This is a genomic window from Marinobacter nauticus ATCC 49840, from assembly GCF_000284615.1.
Taxonomy (GTDB): domain Bacteria; phylum Pseudomonadota; class Gammaproteobacteria; order Pseudomonadales; family Oleiphilaceae; genus Marinobacter; species Marinobacter nauticus.
The window spans coordinates 1630928-1651954 of sequence record NC_017067.1 but is presented as its reverse complement, the minus strand read 5'-3'; the positions used below and the strand labels follow the sequence as shown (position 1 = coordinate 1651954).

Here is a 21027-nt window from a genome sequence, read left to right as displayed (position 1 = left end):
CAAACCGCCGCTTATGGTTGGCGTACGCGGCCGCTTCTGACCTTACCTCCGGTCCTGGCCATACGTAATACACTCTGGTTCATATGGGCATGGCACAGGGCTATGGCCAGGGCATCGGCGGCATCCGCCTGTGGTTTTCGGGACAGCCCCAGAAGCGCCTGCACCATGTGCTGCACCTGGGATTTATCCGCTCCACCAGTACCCACCACCGCCTGCTTCACCTGCCGGGCAGAATACTCATGGACCGCCAGGCCGCTGTTGGCGGCACTGACGATTGCAGCTCCCCTTGCCTGACCGAGCTTCAGGGCCGAGTCCGGGTTGCGCGCCATGAACACCTGCTCAATAGCGAACTCCTCCGGGCGATATTCGCCAATCAGCACGGCGAGACTGTGGAAAATAGTCTGCAGCCTCTCCGCCATTGGCTTTTCACCTACTCGGATGCAGCCACTGTCGAGGTACTCAAGAAGCCGGCCTTCAGAACGAATAAGACCGTAACCGGTGATGCGGGAGCCGGGGTCTACCCCCAGGATGATTGCCATCCGCCTACCCTCGGAAGTGAGAGAGTCTGGCCGTGCCGGAGATGGCGCGCCACCTCCGGCATCGTGCCTTTACTCTTTATTTTCTGCCTTGTTGCCTTCAACGGCTTTAGCAGAACGGCGCAGACGAATATGCAGCTCCTTCAGCTGCTTCTCGTCTACCTCGCCCGGCGCCTGAGTCATCAGACAGGTGGCGCTCTGGGTTTTCGGGAAAGCGATGACGTCGCGGATTGACGAAGAACCGGTCATCAGCATCACCAGACGATCCAGACCAAAGGCCAGACCACCGTGAGGCGGGCAACCAAATTTCAGGGCATCCAGCAGGAAGCCAAACTTGGCACGAGCCTCTTCCTCTCCGATACCCAGGATACGGAACACCGCTTCCTGCATTTTCTCGTCGTGGATACGGATAGAACCACCGCCCAGCTCGGTACCATTGAGCACCATGTCATAGGCGCGGGACAAGGCGTTCGCCGGGTCTGCTGCCAGCTCTTCCGGGCTGCAGGACGGCGCCGTGAACGGGTGGTGGATAGCGGTCAGATTGCCATCCGGCAGTTCCTCGAACATCGGGAAGTCAACAACCCACATTGGTGCCCACTCGCAGGTAAGCATGTTGAGGTCGTGACCTACCTTGATGCGCAGGGCGCCCAGGGCTTCATTCACGACGGTAGCCTTATCGGCGCCGAAGAAGACAATATCGCCGTCTTCTGCACCTACGCGTTCCATGATGGCCAGCGCAACGTCGTCACCCAGGAACTTCACGATTGGCGACTGCAGGCCTTCGGCACCCTTGGTCAGTTCGTTTACCTTGATGTAGGCCAGGCCCTTGGCACCGTAGATACCAACAAACTTGGTGTAGTCATCAATCTGTTTACGGGTAAGCTCGGCACCCTTGGGCACCCGCAGTGCGGCGACACGGCCCTTCGGATCTTTGGCGGGACCTGCGAACACCTTGAAGTCCACGCTTTCCACCAGATCACCCACATCCTGAAGTTCCAGAGGGATACGCAGGTCCGGCTTGTCGCTGCCGTAACGCTGCATGGCTTCAGAATACGGCATGCGCGGAAACTCCGGCAGCTCAACATCCAGCACATCCTTGAACAGGGAACGAATCATTTCCTCGTTCAGGCCCATCAGGGTTTCTTCATCGATGAAAGAAGCCTCGATGTCCACCTGGGTAAACTCGGGCTGACGATCGGCACGCAGATCTTCATCGCGGAAACACTTGGCAATCTGGTAGTAGCGATCTACACCAGACACCATCAGCAACTGTTTGAACAGCTGCGGCGACTGTGGCAGAGCGAAGAAGGAACCTTCGTGGGTACGGCTCGGTACCAGGTAGTCACGGGCACCTTCCGGGGTGGCACGGGTCAGGATCGGGGTTTCCACATCCATGAATCCGCGGCTGTCCAGGAAGTTCCGGATGTAACTGGTCACACGGGAACGGAACCGCAGACGGTTGATCATCTCCGGGCGACGCAGATCTACGAAACGGTACCGCAGGCGAACATCCTCGCCCACGTCGACGTGCTCATCCAGCGGGAACGGCGGGGTGGCGGCTGCGTTCAGAATGACCAGCTCTTTGCCCAACAGCTCGACCTGGCCAGTGGGCATGTTGTTGTTCTCGGTACCCGCGGGGCGACGACGAACGCGGCCGGTCACCTTGATAACAAATTCGCTGCGGACTTTCTCCGCCAGAGCAAAACTTTCAGGGGTGTCCGGATCGACCACAACCTGAGACATGCCATCCCGATCTCGCAGATCCAGAAAGATGACCCCACCGTGGTCACGGCGGCGGTGTACCCATCCGCAGAGTGTGACTTCCTGATCGATGTGAGATTCGTTAATCCCACCGCAATAATGACTGCGCATATCGGTTCCCGTTCGTTCTGAATGTGTTCGCGTTGAATCAAAGAATTTGGGCGGCTATAGCCGAAAAGCCGCCCATTATAAACACAATGGCTTTGAAAATCAGGCGTCCGGAAACAGAATTGACACCGGATATCCGGCAGCGGGATGACTATCAAAAAACCGGGGGCTAGAATGCATGGTTTGACCGGACCATGGAGTAAGACGTTGGCCACCCGAGCGGAACAGAAACTGAAAACCCGTCGAGCACTGATGGACGCTGCCCTCGCCCAACTGAGCGCAGACCGGGGCTTTGGCAGCCTGAGTTTGCGGGAAGTCGCCCGGGAGGCCGGCATTGCCCCCACATCCTTTTATCGGCACTTCGCCGAGCTGGACGAGCTTGGCCTGGCCCTGGTGGACGAAGGCGGCGTGGCCCTGCGGCAGCTGATGCGCCAGGCCCGTAAACGTATTGCCCGGGACGGCAGTGCGATTTCCACTTCGGTGGACACCTTCATGGAGTACCTGGGGAACAACGCCAACCTGTTCCGCCTGATGCTGAGGGAGCGCACCGGCGTATCCAAGCCTTTCCGGACGGCGGTGAAAGCAGAAATCGACCATTTCGTAACGGAGCTGGCCGACGATCTTGGCCGGTTTGCCGACGAACAGAACAAACCCCTGGCGGAAGCCAGGATTGTCGCCGAAGCCATGGTCACACTGGTCTTCAATCAAGGCGCCGAGGCGCTGGATGCAACCCCGAAAGAGCGAGAAGAACTCAAGCAGAAATTGAAAACCGAGCTGAGAATGATTCTGGTGGGTTCCCAGACCTTGGCCCAGTGGCAGCAGGGTCTGGATTGAGCTACTAAATCTTAGGCAAGTTGCTCAAGTAGCGGCTGCAGCTTTGCTTTCACACTGGCTAGCTGCTCTTCTGTGTAAGGTACAGGAGGCCGCTTGCCCCACACCGGACCCGGCCAGGCCGGGTCGCCCTGATAGCGGACAATATGATGCAAGTGCAACTGGGGCACCATATTGCCCAGCGCTGCCACATTCATTTTGTCGCCACCGAACAGTTCCATCATCCCCTCACTAAATGCAGAGGACTCGAACAGCAGACGTTGCTGCTGCTCGTTCGGCAACTCATAGATTTCCCGAATGCCTGATACGCGGGGTACCAGGATAACCCAGGGCCAGGTGTTGTCGTTCATCAGCAAGACATCACACAGACGGCTTTCCCCCAGCTTGTGGGTATCTGCCGCCAAACGCTCGTGAAGCTGGAACATCAACACCCCTCCCGGGCCGTCAGACCGCTGAATGGAACTGGTTACGGCCGCGTCCAATGGCGTAGTAGATCAGGCCATGACGATCCAGCATTTCCGGCTCGTACAGGTTGCGACCATCAAACACCACCGGCTCACTCAGGGTTGAGGCAATCACATCAAAGTCCGGTGAGCGGAACTCTTTCCACTCGGTGCAGATCACCAATACGTCAGCACCCTTCAACGCCTGTTCCTTGGTACCGCACAAAGTCAGTCCCTCATGATCCCCGTAGATGCGCTGGGTTTCCTCCATGGCTTCCGGATCGAAAGCCTGCACCTTCGCACCGGCTTTCCAGAGATCTTCCATCAGGGTGCGGGAAGATGCTTCGCGCATGTCATCTGTGTTGGGCTTGAACGCCAGACCCCAGAGCGCCACGGTCTTGCCCTTCAGATCACCCTGAAAGTAGTGCGAGACCTTGTCGAACAGCACATGCTTCTGGGCATAGTTCACTGCTTCCACCGCGTTCAGCAGCTTGGACTCGTAGTCGCAGTCGCGGGCGGTGCGGGCCAGGGCCTGCACATCTTTCGGGAAGCAGGAACCGCCGTAACCGCACCCCGGGTAGATAAAGTGGTAACCGATACGCGGATCAGAACCGATACCCCGGCGCACTTCTTCAATATCCGCGCCCAGCCGCTCGGCCAGGTTTGCCACTTCGTTCATGAAGCTGATCTTGGTAGCCAGCATGGCATTGGCCGCGTACTTGGTCAGCTCAGCAGAACGGATGTCCATGAAGATCATGCGATCGTGGTTACGGTTGAACGGGTAATACACTTCCCGCAACAAATCCGCCGCCTTTTCGCTCTCGGTACCCACCACAATCCGGTCCGGCTTCATGAAATCGTTGATGGCAGCGCCTTCCTTCAGGAATTCCGGATTGGACACAACATCAAAATCCAGTTCCAGCCCCCGCTTGTCCAACTGGGCACGAACCGCCGCCTTGACCTTGTCACCAGTCCCGACCGGTACGGTGGACTTATCCACCACCACCTTGTAATCCTCCATGTGCTGGCCGATTGATTTTGCGACTGCCAGAACGTACTGCAGGTCCGCAGAACCATCTTCATCTGGCGGCGTGCCAACGGCGATAAACTGAAGGGTGCCGTGTTTGACCGCTTCCTCAGTGTCCGTGGTAAACGAAAGGCGACCAGCCTCTACGGTGTGCCTGACGATGTTGTCCAGGCCTGGCTCGTAAATAGGAATCTGGCCGTTCTTCAGCTTTTCGATCTTGCCTTGATCCACATCCATGCAGAGCACCTGGTGTCCGACATCCGCCAGACAGGCGCCGGTCACAAGGCCGACATAACCGGTTCCGAAAATCGTAATCTTCATGCAACTTTTCCTGAAAATTTAGAATGAAAACTGTCAGTGGCCTGCTTTCTTTTGCTGCCAGATCTTTTCCCAGGCCAGCGCCGTCCGCACAATGGTATTCAGATCATCAAAATCCGGCTGCCAGCCCAGCACGCCCTTGATCCGTGTATTGTCAGCCATCAGCGCCGCCGGGTCACCGGCTCGGCGTCCGGTTTCCTGTACCGGGAAGTCAACACCGGACTCGGCTTTCACCACATCAATCACTTCACGCACGGTGAAGCCACGGCCATAGCCGCAATTAAGCACCTGAGACTCGCCGCCTTTGGCCATATAATCCAGCGCCATAACATGGGCCTTGGCCAGATCTTCCACATGGATGTAGTCGCGGACACAGGTGCCGTCACGGGTCTCGTAGTCGGTGCCAAACACGCTCATGCCATCTCTCTGCCCGGTCACGCACTCGCAGGCAACCTTGATCAGGTGCGTTGCCTCCGGCGTTGCCTGCCCCAACAAGCCGTCCGGATTAGCACCGGCCACGTTGAAATAGCGCAGGATCACGTAATTCAGATTGCTGGCGGCGGCGAGGTCCATCATCATGCGCTCGCTCATCATTTTCGAGGCACCGTAGGGGTTGATGGGCGCCAGCGGAAGGTCTTCCGTCAGTACGGTTTGTTCGGGCATACCGTAAACCGCTGCGGTGGAGGAAAACACCATGTAGGGAACCTGATAGAGCTCAACCATCTTGAGAAGATTCAGGGTGTTACGGGTGTTATTGCTGTAATACTTGAGGGGGTTGGCAACCGACTCCGGCACCACAATATTGGCGGCAAAATGCAGCACCGCCTCGAATCCGTGTTCGGAGAACACCGCTTCAAGCGCCTGCTCATCGGCGAGATCACCCACCACCAACTCGCCGGCGGTCACGGCCCAGCGATATCCGGTAGACAAGTTATCAAAAACGACAATGTCGTGACCTGCCGCCGCCAGTTGACGCACAACGTGACTGCCAATATACCCGGCGCCACCCGTTACCAATACTTTCATGGAGCTTCGCTTCCCTTCCCTGAGTGTTGTTTGCGACGTTGCCGGATTTCACGGCGACGCCGGCTGAAAAATTCAGATATCACCTGACCACACTGCTCTGCCATCACCCCGGCGGAAACCTCTACCCGCCAGTTCAGGTGCGGCTCTTCCAGGGTTCGCCTGGCTGATTCCACAGCGCCGGCCTTGGGCTCCAGAGCGCCAAATACCAACCGGCTGACGCGGCTGTGAACGATCGCGCCGACACACATGGTGCAGGGCTCCAGTGTCACGTACAAGGTGGCACCGGCCAATCGATAATTGCCAACCCGGGCCGCCGCATCCCGTAACGCCCGGATTTCCGCATGGGCCGTAGGGTCACAGCCGGAAATCGGTGCATTGAAGCCCGCACCCACTTCCTTGCCGTCAAGCACAACCACGGCCCCTACCGGCACTTCACCGACAGCATCCGCCTGGCTGGCCAGAGCCAGCGCCCGGGCCATCCACAATTCATCCTTAGCGGCTGTCGTCACCGTCAAACAGCTCCCAGCCGATTATTCCCACTCAATGGTTGCAGGCGGCTTGGAGGAGATGTCGTAGGTTACCCGCGAAACACCGGAGATTTCGTTGATAATCCGGTTTGACACCGTTTCAAGCAATTCATATGGCAGGCGCGCCCAGCGAGCCGTCATGAAGTCGACGGTTTCAACCGCGCGAATCGCAATGACATATTCATAGCGACGGGCATCACCAACTACACCCACCGATTTCACCGGCAGGAAGACGGCAAACGCCTGACTGGTCTTGTGGTACAGGTCAGCACGATGCAGTTCTTCCAGGAAGATCGCGTCGGCACGACGCAGAATGTCCGCATACTCTTTCTTGACCTCGCCGAGGATACGAACGCCCAGCCCAGGCCCCGGGAATGGATGGCGATACACCATGTCATATGGCAGGCCCAGCTCAAGGCCGATCCTGCGCACTTCGTCTTTAAACAGCTCGCGCAGGGGCTCGACCAGCTTCATTTTCATGGTTTCCGGCAGGCCACCCACATTATGATGGGACTTGATGACGTGAGCTTTACCGGTCTTGGACGCCGCAGATTCAATCACGTCCGGGTAAATTGTGCCCTGGGCAAGCCAGTTCACGTCTTTGATATTGGCCGCTTCGTCGTCGAACACGTCAATGAAGGTATTACCGATGATCTTGCGCTTCTGCTCCGGATCGTTCACGCCCTTGAGCTTGGACAGGAACAGGTCTTCAGCGTCTACACGGATAACCTTAACGCCCATGTTACTGGCAAACATGTCCATCACCTGATCGCCTTCGTGCAGGCGCAGCAGGCCGTTGTCCACGAACACGCAGGTAAGCTGGTCACCGATGGCTTTATGCAACAACGCCGCCGTAACCGAAGAATCCACACCACCGGACAAGCCCAGCAACACCTTGTCGCTGCCGACCTGCTCGCGGATCTGACGAACCGCGTCATCCACGATTTTCGCCGGCGTCCAGAGGGCTTCGCAGCCACAGATGGTCATCACGAAGTGTTCCAGAATACGCTTGCCTTGCAGCGTATGCGTCACTTCCGGGTGAAACTGAACACCGAACAGGCCGCGGCTCAGATCCTGCATAGCTGCAATCGGCGCACTTTCAGTGGAAGCCAGCAGTTCAAAACCTTCCGGCATGGCCACTACTTTATCACCGTGGCTCATCCACACATCCAGCAGGGACTCACCGGCCGGTGTCAGGTGGTCTGTGATATCCGCCAGCAATGGTCCCTTGGCCCGCACTTTCACCTGGGCGTAACCAAACTCCCGCTTCTCGGAACTGGCTACCCGACCGCCAAGCTGCTCTGCCATGGTCTGCATGCCGTAGCAGATACCCAGCACCGGAATACCACGATCGAACAGACCTTCCGGGGCACGCGGGCCACCGAGCTGGGTGACCGATTCCGGGCCGCCCGCCAGAATAATACCCTTGGGATTGAACTCGTTAAGTTCGTCATCGGTGATATCGAATGCCTTGATCTCGCAGTAAACCCCGATTTCACGAACGCGACGAGCGATCAACTGGGTGTACTGGGAACCGAAATCGAGAATCAGGATACGGTGGTCGTGAATGTTCTGGGCCATGGAGTCCTCGGGCTGTAAAGAAACAACGCGGCCCGGAAACCGGGCCGCGTCTGATCAGGCAAAGATTAACCGATTCGGTAGTTGGGCGCTTCTTTGGTGATGGTCACATCGTGAACGTGACTCTCACGCATACCGGCATTGGTAATGCGAACAAACTCGGGCTTGGTACGCATTTCGTCCATGGTGGCGCTACCGGTGTAGCCCATGGAGGCCCGAATACCGCCAACCAGTTGATGCACGATATTACGCATCGGGCCTTTGCAGGCCACACGGCCTTCAATGCCCTCCGGCACCAGTTTCTCGATGCCTTTGCTGGCATCCTGGAAATAACGGTCGCTGGAACCCTGCCCCATGGCGCCGATAGAGCCCATGCCGCGATACGCTTTGTAGCTGCGGCCCTGGAACAGTTCGACTTCACCCGGAGCCTCATCGGTGCCTGCCAGCAGGCTGCCGATCATGACGCAGTGAGCGCCAGCAGCAATAGCCTTGGCGATGTCTCCGGAAAAGCGGATACCGCCGTCTGCAATCAGTGGCACACCGCGGTCCTTCAGGGCAGCGGCGACATTGGAAACGGCAGAAATCTGGGGCACACCAATGCCGGCAACGATCCGGGTGGTACAGATGGAACCGGGGCCAATACCTACCTTCACGGCGTCTGCGCCAGCTTCGGCCAGGGCGATGGCAGCATCACTGGTGGCGATATTGCCGCCAATGACCTGAACATCCGGGTAGTTTTGTTTCACCCAGCGAACCCGATCGATCACGCCCCTGGAATGGCCATGGGCGGTATCCACCACGATCACATCCACCCCGGCTTCTGCCAGTGCGGCTACGCGAGCTTCGGTGTCGCCACCGGTGCTGACCGCGGCGCCAACTCGCAGGCGCCCCTGCTCGTCCTTGCACGCCAGCGGATAGTCCTTGGCTTTCTGAATGTCTTTTACCGTGATCAGGCCACGAAGCTGGAACTCATCGTTTACCACCAGAACTTTTTCAATGCGGTGACGATGCAGAAGCTCTTTTACTTCTTCCAGATCGGCGCCTTCCTTGACGGTAACAAGCTTGTCCTTGGGCGTCATAATGTCCCGGACGGGGGTATCCATGCGGCTTTCAAAACGGATATCACGGCCAGTCACGATACCGACAAGGTCATTGCCATCGACAACCGGGAGGCCGGAGATATTGTTGGCCATGGTGATATCGACCAGCTCACGCACGGTGGTACCCGGAGATACGGTGATCGGATCCTTGACCACACCACTTTCGAACTTCTTGACCTTGCGGACCGCAGCCGCCTGCTGCTCCACCGTCATGTTCTTGTGCATGATACCGATACCGCCTTCCTGGGCCATGGCGATGGCCAGCTCCGCCTCGGTTACCGTATCCATGGCCGCCGAGACCAGCGGAATATTCAGGGTAATACCCTTGGTCAGCTGGGTTTTCAGGTCGACCTGGTGAGGGAGAACTTCAGAATATCCGGGCACGAGCAGAACGTCGTCAAACGTGAGGGCTTCTTCGGCAATACGCAGCATTGGGATCCGCCTTTTGAACATGCTAAGTTGGGAATTTCCGTGCCGCACCCGCGGCGGTGCGACAAAGCAAAATCCTTAATCGATCTATTATAAAGTGGTGCGTAAGGACAGTAAACCGCGCGGTTTTTGCCATTTGGTTGCATCTTTTTGAATTTCCGTTATTTTTGGCCATCTCTTTCGGCTATTGCTTATGAATAATCCTGGAGCCCGCCCTGTGAGCACCCCTTATCCGGACACCCGCCCACGAGCACTCACAGTCAGTGAGCTCAACCACCAGGCGCGCCACCTGCTGGAATCAAGCTTTATGCAGGTCTGGGTGGAGGGAGAACTCTCGGGCTTTTCCAGACCCTCGTCAGGGCACTGGTATTTCTCACTCAAGGATCAGAAATGCCAGATCCGCTGCGCCATGTTCCGTGGCGCCAACCAGCGCATCCGCACCCTGCCCCGGGAAGGTGACCAGATCCGGATTCGCGGCAAGGTGACCCTGTACGAGAACCGCGGGGATTTCCAGATCATCGTGGAACACCTCGAGCCCGCTGGGTTGGGCGCCCTCCAGCAGGCTTTCGAGGCCCTCAAAGCGAGACTCCAGGGCGAAGGCCTGTTTGACCCGGCCCGAAAGAAACCGATTCCCGCCACGCCCAGACATATTGGCGTGGTTACCTCGCCAACTGGCGCCGCCATCCACGATATTCTGACGGTACTCAAGCGGCGCTGCCCGGCTATTCCGGTCACGCTCTATCCCACCGCCGTCCAGGGCCAGCCGGCCACCGCAGATATTGTCCAGGCCATTGACCGGGCGCAGCAGCATGGTCTGGCCGATGTCCTGATCATCGGCCGGGGTGGCGGCTCCCTGGAAGACTTGTGGTGCTTCAACGAAGAAGCCGTCGCGCGGGCCATTGCCGCCTGCCCCATCCCGACCGTCAGCGCCGTTGGCCATGAGGTCGACGTCACCATTGCTGATTTTGTCGCGGACTTGAGAGCCCCCACGCCGTCGGCCGCCGCTGAGAAGATCTCGCCCGACCAGCAGGACTGGCTCCGTCGACTGACCGAGCAGCAGGGGCGTCTTGGCCAGTCTGCACGCCGCTTATTGCAAAGGCTGGATAACCAGTTGGGGCACCTGTCTGCCCGGCTCCGGGATCCTCGACGGGAACTACTGGAAAAGGCGCAACGCATGGATGAGCTTGAGCTGCGGCTGAACAAGGCGATCCGTGACAGACTGGACCAGCAGAAGCAGAAAACCGATTACCTGCTTCAAAGGATGAGCGCACAATCCCCACGCCGAACCCTAAAAACGGTAAGAGAACAGACCCAACGTCTCGAGGAACGCCTGACACTCGCGACCCGTCACCAGCTGCGCCAAAAAGACGAGCGATTACAGCACATTGCACAAACCCTTCATGTTGTCAGCCCCCTGGCCACCCTCGGAAGAGGCTACGCCATCGTCAAAGACGACAATGACCGGATCGTTCGCAAGGCTGGTGATCTGGAAACTGGCAGTCAGATTACCGCAAGACTTGGTCATGGCTCGGTGTCCGCCCGGGTGACAGAGATCAATTCTTCGAGCGAATAGAGCCGCAGAGCCTGGCAACTACGCCTATGGTCTACTAGCCCCGGATTTCAAAGCTCCTAAAGTTGTCGATAACAACGAAAAAACAACAACACGGACAACCGAGGTGGAGCACAATGAGCTACAACTCCGAATTTCGCCGGTCCATTGACCAGCGGGATGATTTCTGGCGTGAGCAGGCGCAGCACATCGACTGGATCAAAGCCCCGAATACGATCTGGCGCGCCCTCGATAACGGCCATGGCGAGTGGTTTCCGGACGGTGAGCTGAACACCAGCGACGTAGCCCTGGATGCCAATATCCGTGCCGGCCGCGGCGACCAGAAAGCCCTGATTTATGACTCCCCGGTCACCAACACCAAACAGTCATTCACCTACAACGAACTGCGTGATGAAGTTGCCCTGTTCGCCGGCGCCCTGCGTGCCCGCGGAGTAGAAAAAGGTGACCGCGTAATCATCTATATGCCGATGATTCCTCAGGCAGCCATCGCCATGCTGGCCTGCGCCAGGCTGGGCGCAGTCCATTCGGTGGTCTTCGGCGGTTTTGCAGCACACGAACTGGCCGTTCGCATTGAAGATGCCAAACCCAAGGCACTGATTACCGCCTCCTGCGGCATCGAAGTTACCAAGGTGATCGAATACAAACCGCTGGTAGACAAGGCTATAGAGCAATCCAGCCACAAACCGGACGCGTGCGTGGTATTCCAGCGGCCACAGGTCAAAGCAACCATGCAGGAAGGCCGAGACTTTGACTGGAACGAGATCGTGGCCAACGCCACCCCGGCCGAACCGGTACCCGTCAAAGCCAACGACCCGCTTTATATTCTCTACACCTCCGGTACCACCGGGAAACCCAAAGGCGTCGTCCGTGACAACGGGGGCCACGCCGTTGCCCTCACTTACAGCATGAAGCTGGTCTACGACGCCAAACCCGGAGACGTTTACTGGGCGGCCTCAGATGTTGGCTGGGTGGTAGGCCATAGTTACATTGTTTATGCACCGCTCTTTACCGGCTGCACCACCATTTTTTACGAGGGCAAACCGGTAAAAACCCCGGATGCCGGCGCATTCTGGCGCGTGGTTCAGGACCACAAGGTCAATATGCTGTTTACCGCGCCCACCGCATTCCGTGCAGTGCGCAAGGAAGACCCGGAAGCAGATCAGTTGAGCCGCTACGATGTTTCCTCCCTCAAACGGATTTTCCTGGCCGGCGAGCGCCTGGATCCACCCACCTATGAATGGCTGAAGGAGCATACCGGGCTGCCCATCCTCGATCACTGGTGGCAGACCGAAACGGGCTGGGCCATTTGCTGCAACCCGGTCGGCATTGAAATGATGACTACGAAACCCGGCTCTGCAACCGTGCCCTCACCCGGCTTCAACGTTCAGGTAGTGGACATGGAAGGCAGCCAGGTACCCGCGGGCGAACAGGGCCAGGTTGCAGTCAAACTGCCATTACCGCCGGGCTGCCTGATGACCGTATGGGGCGACGACCAGCGCTTCCAGAACAGCTACCTCAAGCCAATCCCTGGCTTCTACAGCTCCGGCGACGGTGGTTTTATCGATGATGACGGCTATGTCTTCATCATGGGACGGACGGATGATGTAATTAACGTCGCCGGGCACCGGCTCTCTACCGGCGAGATGGAAGAAGTCGTTGCATCCCATCCGGCGATCGCGGAATGCTGCGTAGTGGGCGCTCATGACGATATGAAGGGTCAGATTCCGGTTGGCCTGGTGCTGATCAAAGATGGCGCCACCATTGACCAGGATGAACTGGAGGAGGAGCTGGTAGAGATGGTTCGCGAGAAGATCGGGGCTATTGCCTGTTTCCGCCGGGCTATCGTTGTTGACCGTTTACCCAAAACCCGCTCCGGCAAGATCCTGCGACGTATTATTCGCCAGATTGCCGATGGCGAGGAGTACACGGTACCCAGCACCATCGACGACCCTGCCATTCTGGAAGAAATCAGCGAGAAATTCGGTCGCTGATCAAACCTCCATCCGCTGAGCCACAGAACACCCGGGGCGCTCTTGGTCGAGAGCAGCCCCGGGTTTCACTTTGATTACAACTTATTGTTTTTTATCAATTAAAAAACACTTGCTGATCATAAAAAAAACAATTGACGCCTTTCAAAGTCGGTCTATACTGAAAATTGCTGTGTACTTCTGCAGCGTTATTTGGCGAATGCGTTACAACGTCCTGCCCTTGGCTTTTCGTTGCCCCTTCCTCAGTGCGCTCCGGATGTCCCAGCTCGAAAGAAGGTCCCGTGAGGGAAAATTATCAGTAAGACAGGAAAGATCGATGTCCGATACCAAAACCGGCCACGTAAAGTGGTTCAACGAATCCAAGGGCTTTGGCTTCATCGCCCAGGAAGGCGGCAGTGACGTTTTCGTTCACTACAGTGCAATCAACGCAAACGGTTTCCGTACTCTGGCCGAAGGTCAGCAGGTACAGTTCACCGTAACCCAGGGCCCGAAAGGCCCGCAGGCCGAAAACGTAACGCCGCTCTAAGCCGTTATGTTAACGTCCTGATGCCCCTCACGGGCAGAAACAAGAAAGGCCGGTAATCCTGGGATTACCGGCCTTTCTGTTTGTTTAAGGGATTATCCGTTCAGGCAGTCTCGGCTGCTTCTGCAGAAATAGACTCGGACCGACTATCATCGAGCACCTGGGCTACAGCCGAGAACAGAGCTTGCAACGTTGCCGAGGTGGTATCCTCTGCCAGGGCTGCCGCACTGCAGTGCTTGCCATTGGCTGTGAGCCGTATGCATGCCAGAGCATTGGCATTGGTACCCTCGCCCAGCGCAAACTCATCATAGGCTTCAACCGCCACCGAGACCCCAAACTGCCGGGACAGTGCATCGGAAACGGCCTCAACGGCTCCCAACCCACGACCTTCAAGGGTAACCGGCGCGGCATCACCCCCAACAACCACCTCGGCCCGCACCCCATTGTCATCCCGATGCAGGTCATAGGAGCGAAGAGCCCAATCGCTGTGCACCTTCAGATATCGCTCTTCAAACAAACGGTGAATGGTGTGTGAGTCGATCTCGCCCCCATTGGTTTCAGCCTCGCGCTGAACCACCTTGCTGAACTCGATCTGCAGCCACCGCGGCAAGGTAATGTCGTAGTCGCGCTCGAGTACGTAAGCGACGCCGCCTTTGCCGGACTGACTGTTGATACGAACCACTTCCTCGTATCGGCGACCGACATCGAACGGATCGATGGGCAGGTAAGCCACGTTCCAGGCATCGCCCTCTTTCCGACGGGAGAGACACTTGCGAATGGCGTCCTGATGGCTGCCGGAGAAAGCGGTAAAGACCAGCTCACCGGCATAGGGATGACGCGGATGAGTGGAAATTTCGGTGCACGCCTCCACCACTTCGGTGATTTCGGCCATGCCGGACAGATCCAGGGTAGGGTCAATCCCCTGGGAATACAGGTTCATGGCCATGGTGACCAGGTCCATGTTACCGGTGCGCTCGCCGTTACCCATCAGGGTACCTTCCACCCGGTCTGCCCCGGCCATCACGCCGAGTTCGGCGGCGGCCACCGCGCAGCCCCGGTCATTGTGGGTATGCAGGCTGATGCTGATATGCTCCCGATAGCGAATGTTGTCACAGATCCACTCCACCTGGTCTGCGAAGACATTGGGCGTTGCCATTTCAACAGTCGCCGGGAGGTTAATGATAACCGCTTGCCCCTGATCCGGGCGCCAGACATCGTTGACGGCATCAATCACACTGGCCGCAAAGTCCAGCTCCGTACCGGTAAAACTCTCTGGCGAATACTGGAAGGTCCACTCCGTGTCCGGATAGCGGGCGGCGATGTCCCGCACGACGGTAGCGCCGTGGACCGCGATATCGCGGATACCGTCCCGGTCCAGACCGAACACCTGCTCCCTCTGCACGGTCGAGGTGGAATTGTAAACGTGCACAATCGCCCGTTTGGCGCCCTCAAGGGCCTGATACGTCCGCTCGATCAATTCAGGGCGAGCCTGGGTCAGCACCTGGATCTTTACATCATCCGGAATCCTGTTTTCTTCGATCAGCTTGCGACAGAAATCAAAGTCCGGCTGGCTGGCTGCCGGGAAACCGATTTCGATCTCTTTGAAACCCAGCTTGACCAGCAAATCGAACAAACGCTGCTTCTGGGCAACAGACATGGGTTTGACCAGGGCCTGGTTGCCGTCCCGAAGATCCACAGCGCACCAGGCCGGGGCTTTCTGGATAACCTGATCGGGCCAGCGACGGTCTTTCTTGGCGACCGGCTGGAATGCAACGTATTTGCGATGGTCAAAAGCCATGATGAAAATTCCTTCCGATATCAAACAGTGATTGGAACACACACAGTGTAAAGGCTGGAGCGAGCTATTTGGTTGCCATTTTCTGGCCGCACAACCAGATAATGCCATATAATTTCATAAATTCTTAAATAAGAGACAGAAAATGCCCGATACCGAGAAAACGCTTGTCAAAATTGACAAGCTCGACCGAAAAATCCTCGAACAATTGCAAAAAGACGGCTCACTGACCAATCAGCAACTGGCCGAGAAAGTCGGGCTATCCCCGTCCCCCTGCCTTCGGCGAGTTCGCGCCCTCGAAGAGGCGGGCATTATCGTGCGGACGGTCACCATTCTGGATCACAAAAAACTGGGGCTGTCGCTGACCGCCATTATTCTCATTGGCATGGACCGGCATACACCAGAGCGCTTTGCCGCGTTTGAGGAACAGGTGGGGGAATACCCGGAGGTTCAGGAGTGTTATCTGATCACTGGTCAGAGTGCGGACTACATGCTCAAAGTGGTCGTGCCGGATATGGACCACTACCACCACTTCCTGTTGAACAGGATAACCCGTATTCCCGGTGTTAGCGGTGTTCACTCCAGCTTTGTTCTCCGGCGCGTCATCGACAGCACCGCACTGCCGCTGGGCTATTTGTCCTGAGCCACCAGGTGGTCCAGATAGGCGCGGGCCATGGTTTTCATTTCCTGAACCAACAATACGCCCTGCTCATCCGGCAGGGTGGCCGCCAGCCGAAGAATCGTGCCGGCAGAACGGGGTAACAGCAAACTGGCTGTCCAGCGGCGATCTGCCGGCAAATCGGGATACTCCTCCTGCAGACGGGCATCCAGGTCCCGGGCGTTGCTGTAGAGTTCGCGAAGATCCAGCTGCCTCAGTTCCGGCATGGCTTCCACACCGCTCCAGATCGCGGAATAGGCGGGCTCGGTGCGGTAGAAGTCGTAAAACAGATCAATCAGGACATCCACCGCGTCGCTCAGGCTCAGCTGCGGGAGCTTGACCCTCAGCGCCTGCTCCATCTTCTCAACATGTCGCTCCGCAATAGCGTTGACAATCGCCGCTTTATTCGGGAAATAGCGGTAAAGCGATGCCAGAGACATGCCGGACTGCCGGGCGATGGCCGACATACTGGTGCTGTCGACGCCCTGCTCGTGAAAGATCCCGGCAGCATGCTGCAGTATGGTGTTCACCCGTTCCCGGCTGCGGGCCTGAACCGGGCGCCGGCGGGGTGACACATCGATGGATTCGTCAGTCATTATCTGTACCTTGTGATGCAGGCTCCGTACAATAACGCCCACTCTACGACAATGAAAGGCTGTGGCGGGCATCCCGCCTTGCCAATTAGTCTGACTCCCACTTTTCTGATGACAGCGGAAGACACGATGCGAGCGAGCCGTTACCTGATAGCTACCCAGAAAGAGACCCCTTCCGACGCCGAGATTATCAGCCATCAGCTGATGCTGCGGGCGGGCATGATCCGTAAACTGGCCGCCGGCCTTTACACCTGGTTGCCGTTAGGGTTGCGCACCCTGCGTAAGGTGGAGCGAATCGTCCGTGAAGAAATGGACAAGAGCGGCGCCCAGGAAGTTCTCATGCCGGCGGTACAACCCGCCGAGCTGTGGCAGGAATCCGGCCGCTGGGAACAGTACGGTGGAGAACTGCTGCGCCTGAACGACCGCCATGGCCGCGATTTCTGCTTTGGCCCCACTCATGAAGAAGTTATCACCGATCTGATCCGGAACGAACTGAAAAGCTACAAAGAGCTGCCGGCCAACTTCTACCAGATCCAGACCAAGTTCCGCGATGAGCGCCGCCCGCGGTTTGGCGTGATGCGCGCCCGCGAGTTCATCATGAAGGATGCTTACTCATTCCATCTGAACGCGGAATCCCTGGATGAAACCTATAAGGTGATGCACCAGACCTACTGCAACATTTTCGACCGGCTGGGGCTCGACTACCGTCCGGTACAGGCGGACTCCGGTTCCATTGGTGGCAGCTCCTCCCATGAATTCCACGTGCTAGCCTCCTCTGGCGAAGATGCCATCGTATTCAGCACCAGCGGTGACTACGCCGCCAACATCGAAAAAGCCGAAGCGGTAGCACCTGCCGGCGAGCGCCCTGCCCCCGGCGAGGAACTGAAAGAGGTTCACACACCGGGTCAACGCACCATCGACGCAGTTTCCCAGTTCCTGGGCATGCCGGCTGAGCGCAGTGTGAAAACACTGCTGGTAAAGGCAGAGGCGGATGAGAATGGTGAATCCGGCCTGGTGGCCCTGATTCTGCGCGGCGATCACACCCTGAATGAGATCAAGGCTGAGAACCTCCCCGGCATTGCCGAGCCGCTGACCATGGCAACCGACGAGGAAATCGAAAAAGCAATCGGCTGCAAGCCAGGCTCCATCGGCCCGGTCAAGCTGCCGGTGCCGGTTATCGTGGATCGCAGCGCAGCACACCTGGCAGATTTTGTCTGCGGCGCCAACAAGGATGATTATCACCTGACTGGCGTAAACTGGGAACGCGATGCCGAAATCAGCCGTGTGGAAGATCTTCGCAATGTGGTCGAGGGCGATGCCAGCCCGGATGGGAACGGCACACTGGAGATCCGTCGCGGTATTGAAGTTGGCCACATTTTCAAGCTGGGCAATAAGTACAGCAAGGCCATGAACGCCTCGGTTCTGGATGAACACGGCAAGACTTCGATTATGGAAATGGGCTGTTATGGTATTGGCGTTTCCCGCATCGTCGCGGCATCCATCGAGCAGAACCACGACGAGAAGGGCATCATCTGGCCGGATGCCATCGCACCGTTCGAGGTGGCCATTGTTACCCTGAATGGTCACAAATCTCCGGTGGTGGCCGAGGCTGGCGACAAGCTTTACGAACAGCTTCGCCTAGCTGGCTACGATGTTCTGCTGGATGACCGCAACGAACGCCCGGGTGTGAAATTCGCAGATATGGAGCTGATTGGCATCCCCCACCGCTTCGTGGTCTCAGAACGCGGCCTGAGCGCCGGAACCCTGGAATACAAGGGTCGGCGGGACGAGGAAAAACAGGACATTCCTGTGGATGAGGCTCTGTCGTTCCTGGTGAAGGCATCGCCCAAAGGCGGCTTGTAACCCTGAACCATACACACCGGAAGGCTGCCCCCAGCCTTCCGGTGTGTTAACGACGTCTCCGCAGATCAGGCGTTGCCCACAATCCCCGGCTCCATCTCCAGCTCAACGCCGAATTTCTCAAGCACAGACTGGCGCACGTCATCAGCCAGGGACAGTACATCCTGGCCAGTTCCACCGGAATGATTGATCAGCACCAGCGCCTGGCGGTTGTGAACCCCGACCCGGCTGTTACGAAACCCCTTCCATCCCGCCTGGTCAATAAGCCATGCAGCCGCCAGTTTGACCTGACTATCCGCGGGATAGGACACAACATCCGGAAACCGGGCCTGAAGCTCCCGAAACTGAGCCAATCCTATAACCGGGTTTTTGAAAAAACTGCCTACATTCGGCAATACCGCAGGGTCCGGCAGTTTGCGATGACGGACAGCCATCACGCCCTCGGCCACCGCCAGGGGTGTTAACTCAGCCTCGTTAACGTCGCCAAAGTAATCCTGAAGATCCCGATAACCAATCTTCAAAGGCGCATTACGGGACAACCGGAGCCGGATTTCAAGGATGATGTAGAGGCCCGGCCGGTGCTTGAACAGGCTGTCGCGATAACCGAATTCGCAGGCGCTTGCAGGCAGGGTTTCAACCTTCAGAGTCTGGCGGTTCAGTACCGTGACACTGTCAAGACAGTCACCCAATTCGGTGCCATAAGCCCCGATGTTCTGTACCGGGGCGGCACCGGCGGTGCCCGGGATCAACGCCAGGTTCTCGATCCCGCGATAACCGGAACGAGCGGCGTAAAGCACAGCCTCGTGCCAGTTCTCACCGGCTTTCAACACCAGTACCGCGCCGTGATCGTCTACCTGCTCCCAGCTTCGGCCACGCAGTGCCATCCGGATGACCAGGCCGGGATAATCGCCGGCAAACACCAGATTACTGCCACCGCCCAGTACCAGAATGGACTGTTCGTGGTTACAGGCCCAGGAAAGCGCCTGTTTGAGCTGATCCGGATTTTCGACTTCCACCAGGTATCGGGCCGTTACCGGCACAGCCAGGGTATTCAATCCCTGAAGGCTGGCCCACTCCTGAATCTGCAGATCCTGACTCAAGCCAGCCGCCCCCGAATTTCGTCCAGGAGGCCGGAACTGGCGTCATGAATCAGATCAAGCACGTGCTCAAATCCATCCTCTCCGCCGTAGTAAGGATCGGGCACCTCGGCCAACCGGGAGTCACCGTAATCCAGAAACAAGCGCGGCTCCGTGCCCCCATTCTGGTGCCAGACCTCTCGAACATCCGCGAGATTAGACCGATCCATCACCAGCACATAGTCAAATTGATCCAGATCTTCTGCACGGAACTGGCGGGCACGAAGGTCGCTGATGTCGATACCACGGCGCGCCGCGGCGGCAGTTGCCCGCTCGTCCGGAGATTTACCGATATGCCAGTTGCCGGTGCCGCAGGAATCAATATGCAGTCTGCCGAACAGGCCTTGTTCCCGGGCGAGGTGGCGAAAAACGCCCTCAGCACTGGGAGAACGACAGATATTGCCCAGGCAGACAAACAGCACGCTTACACGATCAGCCACGGGCACCCCCTTTTTCCATCAGCGCCCGCAGACGGGCCAGATCCTCTTCGGTATCTACCCCCGGAGCAGGAGGCCGGTCCGCCACATCCACATGAATAAGAGCGCCGTTATAGAGTGCCCGCAACTGTTCCAGGGATTCCACCCGTTCGGTGGGGGCCGGCAGCCAGGTAACAAACTCACTGAGCACACTGGCACGATAACCATAGATGCCAATGTGCCTGAAATAGCCGATGCCATCCGGAAGGTCCACGTCCTGGGTAGCAGCCCCCGCTGGCCAGAAGTCCCTGGCCCAGGGAATCGGTGCCCGACTGAAATAATGAGCCATGCCCCGGGCATCGAACACCACTTTCACAACATTGGGGTTGAACACCTGGCGGGCATCGTGAATCCGCTCGCACAGTGTTGCGATGGCGGCCTCCTGGTACTGTTCAAGGTTATCGGCAACCTGATTGATCAGTTCAGGCGGTATCAGAGGCTCGTCCCCCTGAACGTTGACCACGCGATGATCCGGATCCAGCTGCAGCTTCCTCGCCACTTCTTCAAGGCGGTCTGTGCCACTGGCATGATGGGGCGAGGTCATGATGACTTCTGCACCAAAACCAAGACACGCCTCCTCGATACGGGCATCGTCGGTCGCGACCACCACGCGGCTGGCGCGGCTCTCATTCGCCCGCTCGCAGACATGCTGGATCATCGGCTTGCCGGCAATCATGGCCAGAGGTTTGCCGGGCAAACGGCTGGAAGCGTATCGAGCGGGAATGACAACGGTAAATGACATGG

At 57.7% G+C, this 21027-nt stretch carries 19 protein-coding genes; 6 read left to right on the top strand and 13 right to left on the bottom strand.

Features of this window, described 5'->3' with window-relative positions; all coding sequences use genetic code 11:
• Positions 1-11: 11 nt before the first annotated feature.
• Complete coding sequence (ruvC, locus tag MARHY_RS07615) at positions 12-539, bottom strand: crossover junction endodeoxyribonuclease RuvC (protein ID WP_011785189.1); 528 nt, start codon at positions 537-539, stop codon at positions 12-14.
• Positions 540-608: 69 nt separating this feature from the next.
• Entirely contained in the window at positions 609-2408 is a 1800-nt protein-coding gene (aspS, locus tag MARHY_RS07610; RefSeq protein ID WP_014421259.1) for an aspartate--tRNA ligase, read from the bottom strand.
• A 204-nt stretch (positions 2409-2612) separates the two neighbouring features.
• Between aspS and fabR the strand changes: the two genes are divergently transcribed.
• Positions 2613-3239, top strand: a complete 627-nt coding sequence (fabR, locus tag MARHY_RS07605; protein WP_014421258.1) for an HTH-type transcriptional repressor FabR — start codon at positions 2613-2615, stop codon at positions 3237-3239.
• 11 nt (positions 3240-3250) lie between these two features.
• On the opposite strand, the gene MARHY_RS07600 is transcribed toward fabR, so the two are convergent.
• From MARHY_RS07600 to guaB, 6 genes are all read right to left on the bottom strand, one after another.
• On the bottom strand, positions 3251-3661 hold the full coding sequence (locus MARHY_RS07600) for an HIT domain-containing protein (RefSeq protein ID WP_014421257.1): 411 nt from the start codon (positions 3659-3661) through the stop codon (positions 3251-3253).
• 19 nt (positions 3662-3680) lie between these two features.
• Positions 3681-5027, bottom strand: a complete 1347-nt coding sequence (locus MARHY_RS07595) for a UDP-glucose dehydrogenase family protein (RefSeq protein WP_014421256.1) — start codon at positions 5025-5027, stop codon at positions 3681-3683.
• A gap of 33 nt (positions 5028-5060) precedes the next feature.
• Positions 5061-6050 carry a UDP-glucose 4-epimerase GalE gene (gene galE, locus MARHY_RS07590; RefSeq protein WP_014421255.1) on the bottom strand — a complete coding sequence of 330 codons (990 nt, stop codon included), beginning with the start codon at positions 6048-6050 and terminating at the stop codon, positions 5061-5063.
• A complete protein-coding gene (gene tadA / locus MARHY_RS07585; RefSeq protein ID WP_081496591.1) occupies positions 6047-6559 on the bottom strand; it encodes a tRNA adenosine(34) deaminase TadA in 513 nt (170 codons plus the stop codon). Before tadA ends, galE begins: the two co-directional genes overlap by 4 nt.
• 21 nt (positions 6560-6580) lie before the next feature.
• Positions 6581-8158, bottom strand: coding sequence for a glutamine-hydrolyzing GMP synthase (gene guaA / locus MARHY_RS07580; protein ID WP_014421253.1), 1578 nt, complete (start codon positions 8156-8158; stop codon positions 6581-6583).
• Between the two features lie 65 nt (positions 8159-8223).
• Complete coding sequence (guaB, locus tag MARHY_RS07575; RefSeq protein WP_022991076.1) at positions 8224-9687, bottom strand: IMP dehydrogenase; 1464 nt, start codon at positions 9685-9687, stop codon at positions 8224-8226.
• Between the two features lie 190 nt (positions 9688-9877).
• Here guaB and xseA point away from each other — a divergent pair, with 190 nt between their 5' ends.
• The 3 genes from xseA to MARHY_RS07560 all read left to right on the top strand — a co-directional run bounded on the left by xseA (position 9878) and on the right by MARHY_RS07560 (position 13768).
• Positions 9878-11257, top strand: a complete 1380-nt coding sequence (gene xseA, locus MARHY_RS07570; RefSeq protein WP_041654647.1) for an exodeoxyribonuclease VII large subunit — start codon at positions 9878-9880, stop codon at positions 11255-11257.
• Positions 11258-11319: 62 nt separating this feature from the next.
• A complete protein-coding gene (locus MARHY_RS07565; RefSeq protein WP_014421250.1) occupies positions 11320-13245 on the top strand; it encodes a propionyl-CoA synthetase in 1926 nt (641 codons plus the stop codon).
• 313 nt (positions 13246-13558) lie between these two features.
• A complete protein-coding gene (locus MARHY_RS07560; RefSeq protein WP_011785214.1) occupies positions 13559-13768 on the top strand; it encodes a cold-shock protein in 210 nt (69 codons plus the stop codon).
• A 100-nt stretch (positions 13769-13868) separates the two neighbouring features.
• Here the strand turns inward: MARHY_RS07560 and leuA are convergent, their stop codons facing one another.
• A complete protein-coding gene (leuA, locus tag MARHY_RS07555; RefSeq protein WP_014421249.1) occupies positions 13869-15563 on the bottom strand; it encodes a 2-isopropylmalate synthase in 1695 nt (564 codons plus the stop codon).
• 142 nt (positions 15564-15705) lie between these two features.
• Between leuA and MARHY_RS07550 the strand changes: the two genes are divergently transcribed.
• Entirely contained in the window at positions 15706-16203 is a 498-nt protein-coding gene (locus tag MARHY_RS07550) for an Lrp/AsnC family transcriptional regulator (protein WP_011785216.1), read from the top strand.
• On the opposite strand, the gene MARHY_RS07545 is transcribed toward MARHY_RS07550, so the two are convergent.
• Entirely contained in the window at positions 16191-16814 is a 624-nt protein-coding gene (locus tag MARHY_RS07545; protein WP_011785217.1) for a TetR/AcrR family transcriptional regulator, read from the bottom strand. The genes MARHY_RS07550 and MARHY_RS07545 overlap by 13 nt on opposite strands.
• A 126-nt stretch (positions 16815-16940) precedes the next feature.
• On the opposite strand from MARHY_RS07545, the gene MARHY_RS07540 reads away from it, so the two are divergent.
• Positions 16941-18674, top strand: a complete 1734-nt coding sequence (locus tag MARHY_RS07540) for a proline--tRNA ligase (RefSeq protein WP_041654640.1) — start codon at positions 16941-16943, stop codon at positions 18672-18674.
• 65 nt (positions 18675-18739) lie between these two features.
• Here MARHY_RS07540 and murB read toward each other — a convergent pair whose 3' ends face one another.
• Genes murB through kdsB form a run of 3 tightly spaced genes read right to left on the bottom strand, consistent with a single transcriptional unit; the run spans position 18740 to position 21025 of the window.
• Positions 18740-19771 carry a UDP-N-acetylmuramate dehydrogenase gene (gene murB / locus MARHY_RS07535; protein ID WP_014421246.1) on the bottom strand — a complete coding sequence of 344 codons (1032 nt, stop codon included), beginning with the start codon at positions 19769-19771 and terminating at the stop codon, positions 18740-18742.
• Positions 19768-20247 (bottom strand): low molecular weight protein-tyrosine-phosphatase, encoded by a 480-nt coding sequence (locus MARHY_RS07530; RefSeq protein WP_031210507.1) that lies wholly within the window; start codon positions 20245-20247, stop codon positions 19768-19770. Before MARHY_RS07530 ends, murB begins: the two co-directional genes overlap by 4 nt.
• The gene (kdsB, locus tag MARHY_RS07525; protein ID WP_014421244.1) at positions 20240-21025 is read right to left on the bottom strand and encodes a 3-deoxy-manno-octulosonate cytidylyltransferase; all 786 of its coding nucleotides are present in this window, start codon (positions 21023-21025) and stop codon (positions 20240-20242) included. The genes MARHY_RS07530 and kdsB overlap by 8 nt, the downstream gene beginning before the upstream one ends.
• Between the last annotated feature and the right edge of the window lie 2 nt (positions 21026-21027).

Excerpts from the sequence above, each read along its gene's own strand:
- ruvC (WP_011785189.1), bottom strand. The coding sequence starts at position 539 with ATGGCAATCATCCTGGGGGTAGACCCCGGCTCCCGCATCACCGGTTAC.
- aspS (WP_014421259.1), bottom strand. The coding sequence starts at position 2,408 with ATGCGCAGTCATTATTGCGGTGGGATTAACGAATCTCACATCGATCAG.
- MARHY_RS07600 (WP_014421257.1), bottom strand. The coding sequence starts at position 3,661 with ATGTTCCAGCTTCACGAGCGTTTGGCGGCAGATACCCACAAGCTGGGG.
- MARHY_RS07595 (WP_014421256.1), bottom strand. The coding sequence starts at position 5,027 with ATGAAGATTACGATTTTCGGAACCGGTTATGTCGGCCTTGTGACCGGC.
- galE (WP_014421255.1), bottom strand. The coding sequence starts at position 6,050 with ATGAAAGTATTGGTAACGGGTGGCGCCGGGTATATTGGCAGTCACGTT.
- guaA (WP_014421253.1), bottom strand. The coding sequence starts at position 8,158 with ATGGCCCAGAACATTCACGACCACCGTATCCTGATTCTCGATTTCGGT.
- guaB (WP_022991076.1), bottom strand. The coding sequence starts at position 9,687 with ATGCTGCGTATTGCCGAAGAAGCCCTCACGTTTGACGACGTTCTGCTC.
- xseA (WP_041654647.1), top strand. The coding sequence starts at position 9,878 with ATGAATAATCCTGGAGCCCGCCCTGTGAGCACCCCTTATCCGGACACC.
- MARHY_RS07560 (WP_011785214.1), top strand. The coding sequence starts at position 13,559 with ATGTCCGATACCAAAACCGGCCACGTAAAGTGGTTCAACGAATCCAAG.
- leuA (WP_014421249.1), bottom strand. The coding sequence starts at position 15,563 with ATGGCTTTTGACCATCGCAAATACGTTGCATTCCAGCCGGTCGCCAAG.
- MARHY_RS07550 (WP_011785216.1), top strand. The coding sequence starts at position 15,706 with ATGCCCGATACCGAGAAAACGCTTGTCAAAATTGACAAGCTCGACCGA.
- MARHY_RS07545 (WP_011785217.1), bottom strand. The coding sequence starts at position 16,814 with ATGACTGACGAATCCATCGATGTGTCACCCCGCCGGCGCCCGGTTCAG.
- MARHY_RS07540 (WP_041654640.1), top strand. The coding sequence starts at position 16,941 with ATGCGAGCGAGCCGTTACCTGATAGCTACCCAGAAAGAGACCCCTTCC.
- kdsB (WP_014421244.1), bottom strand. The coding sequence starts at position 21,025 with ATGTCATTTACCGTTGTCATTCCCGCTCGATACGCTTCCAGCCGTTTG.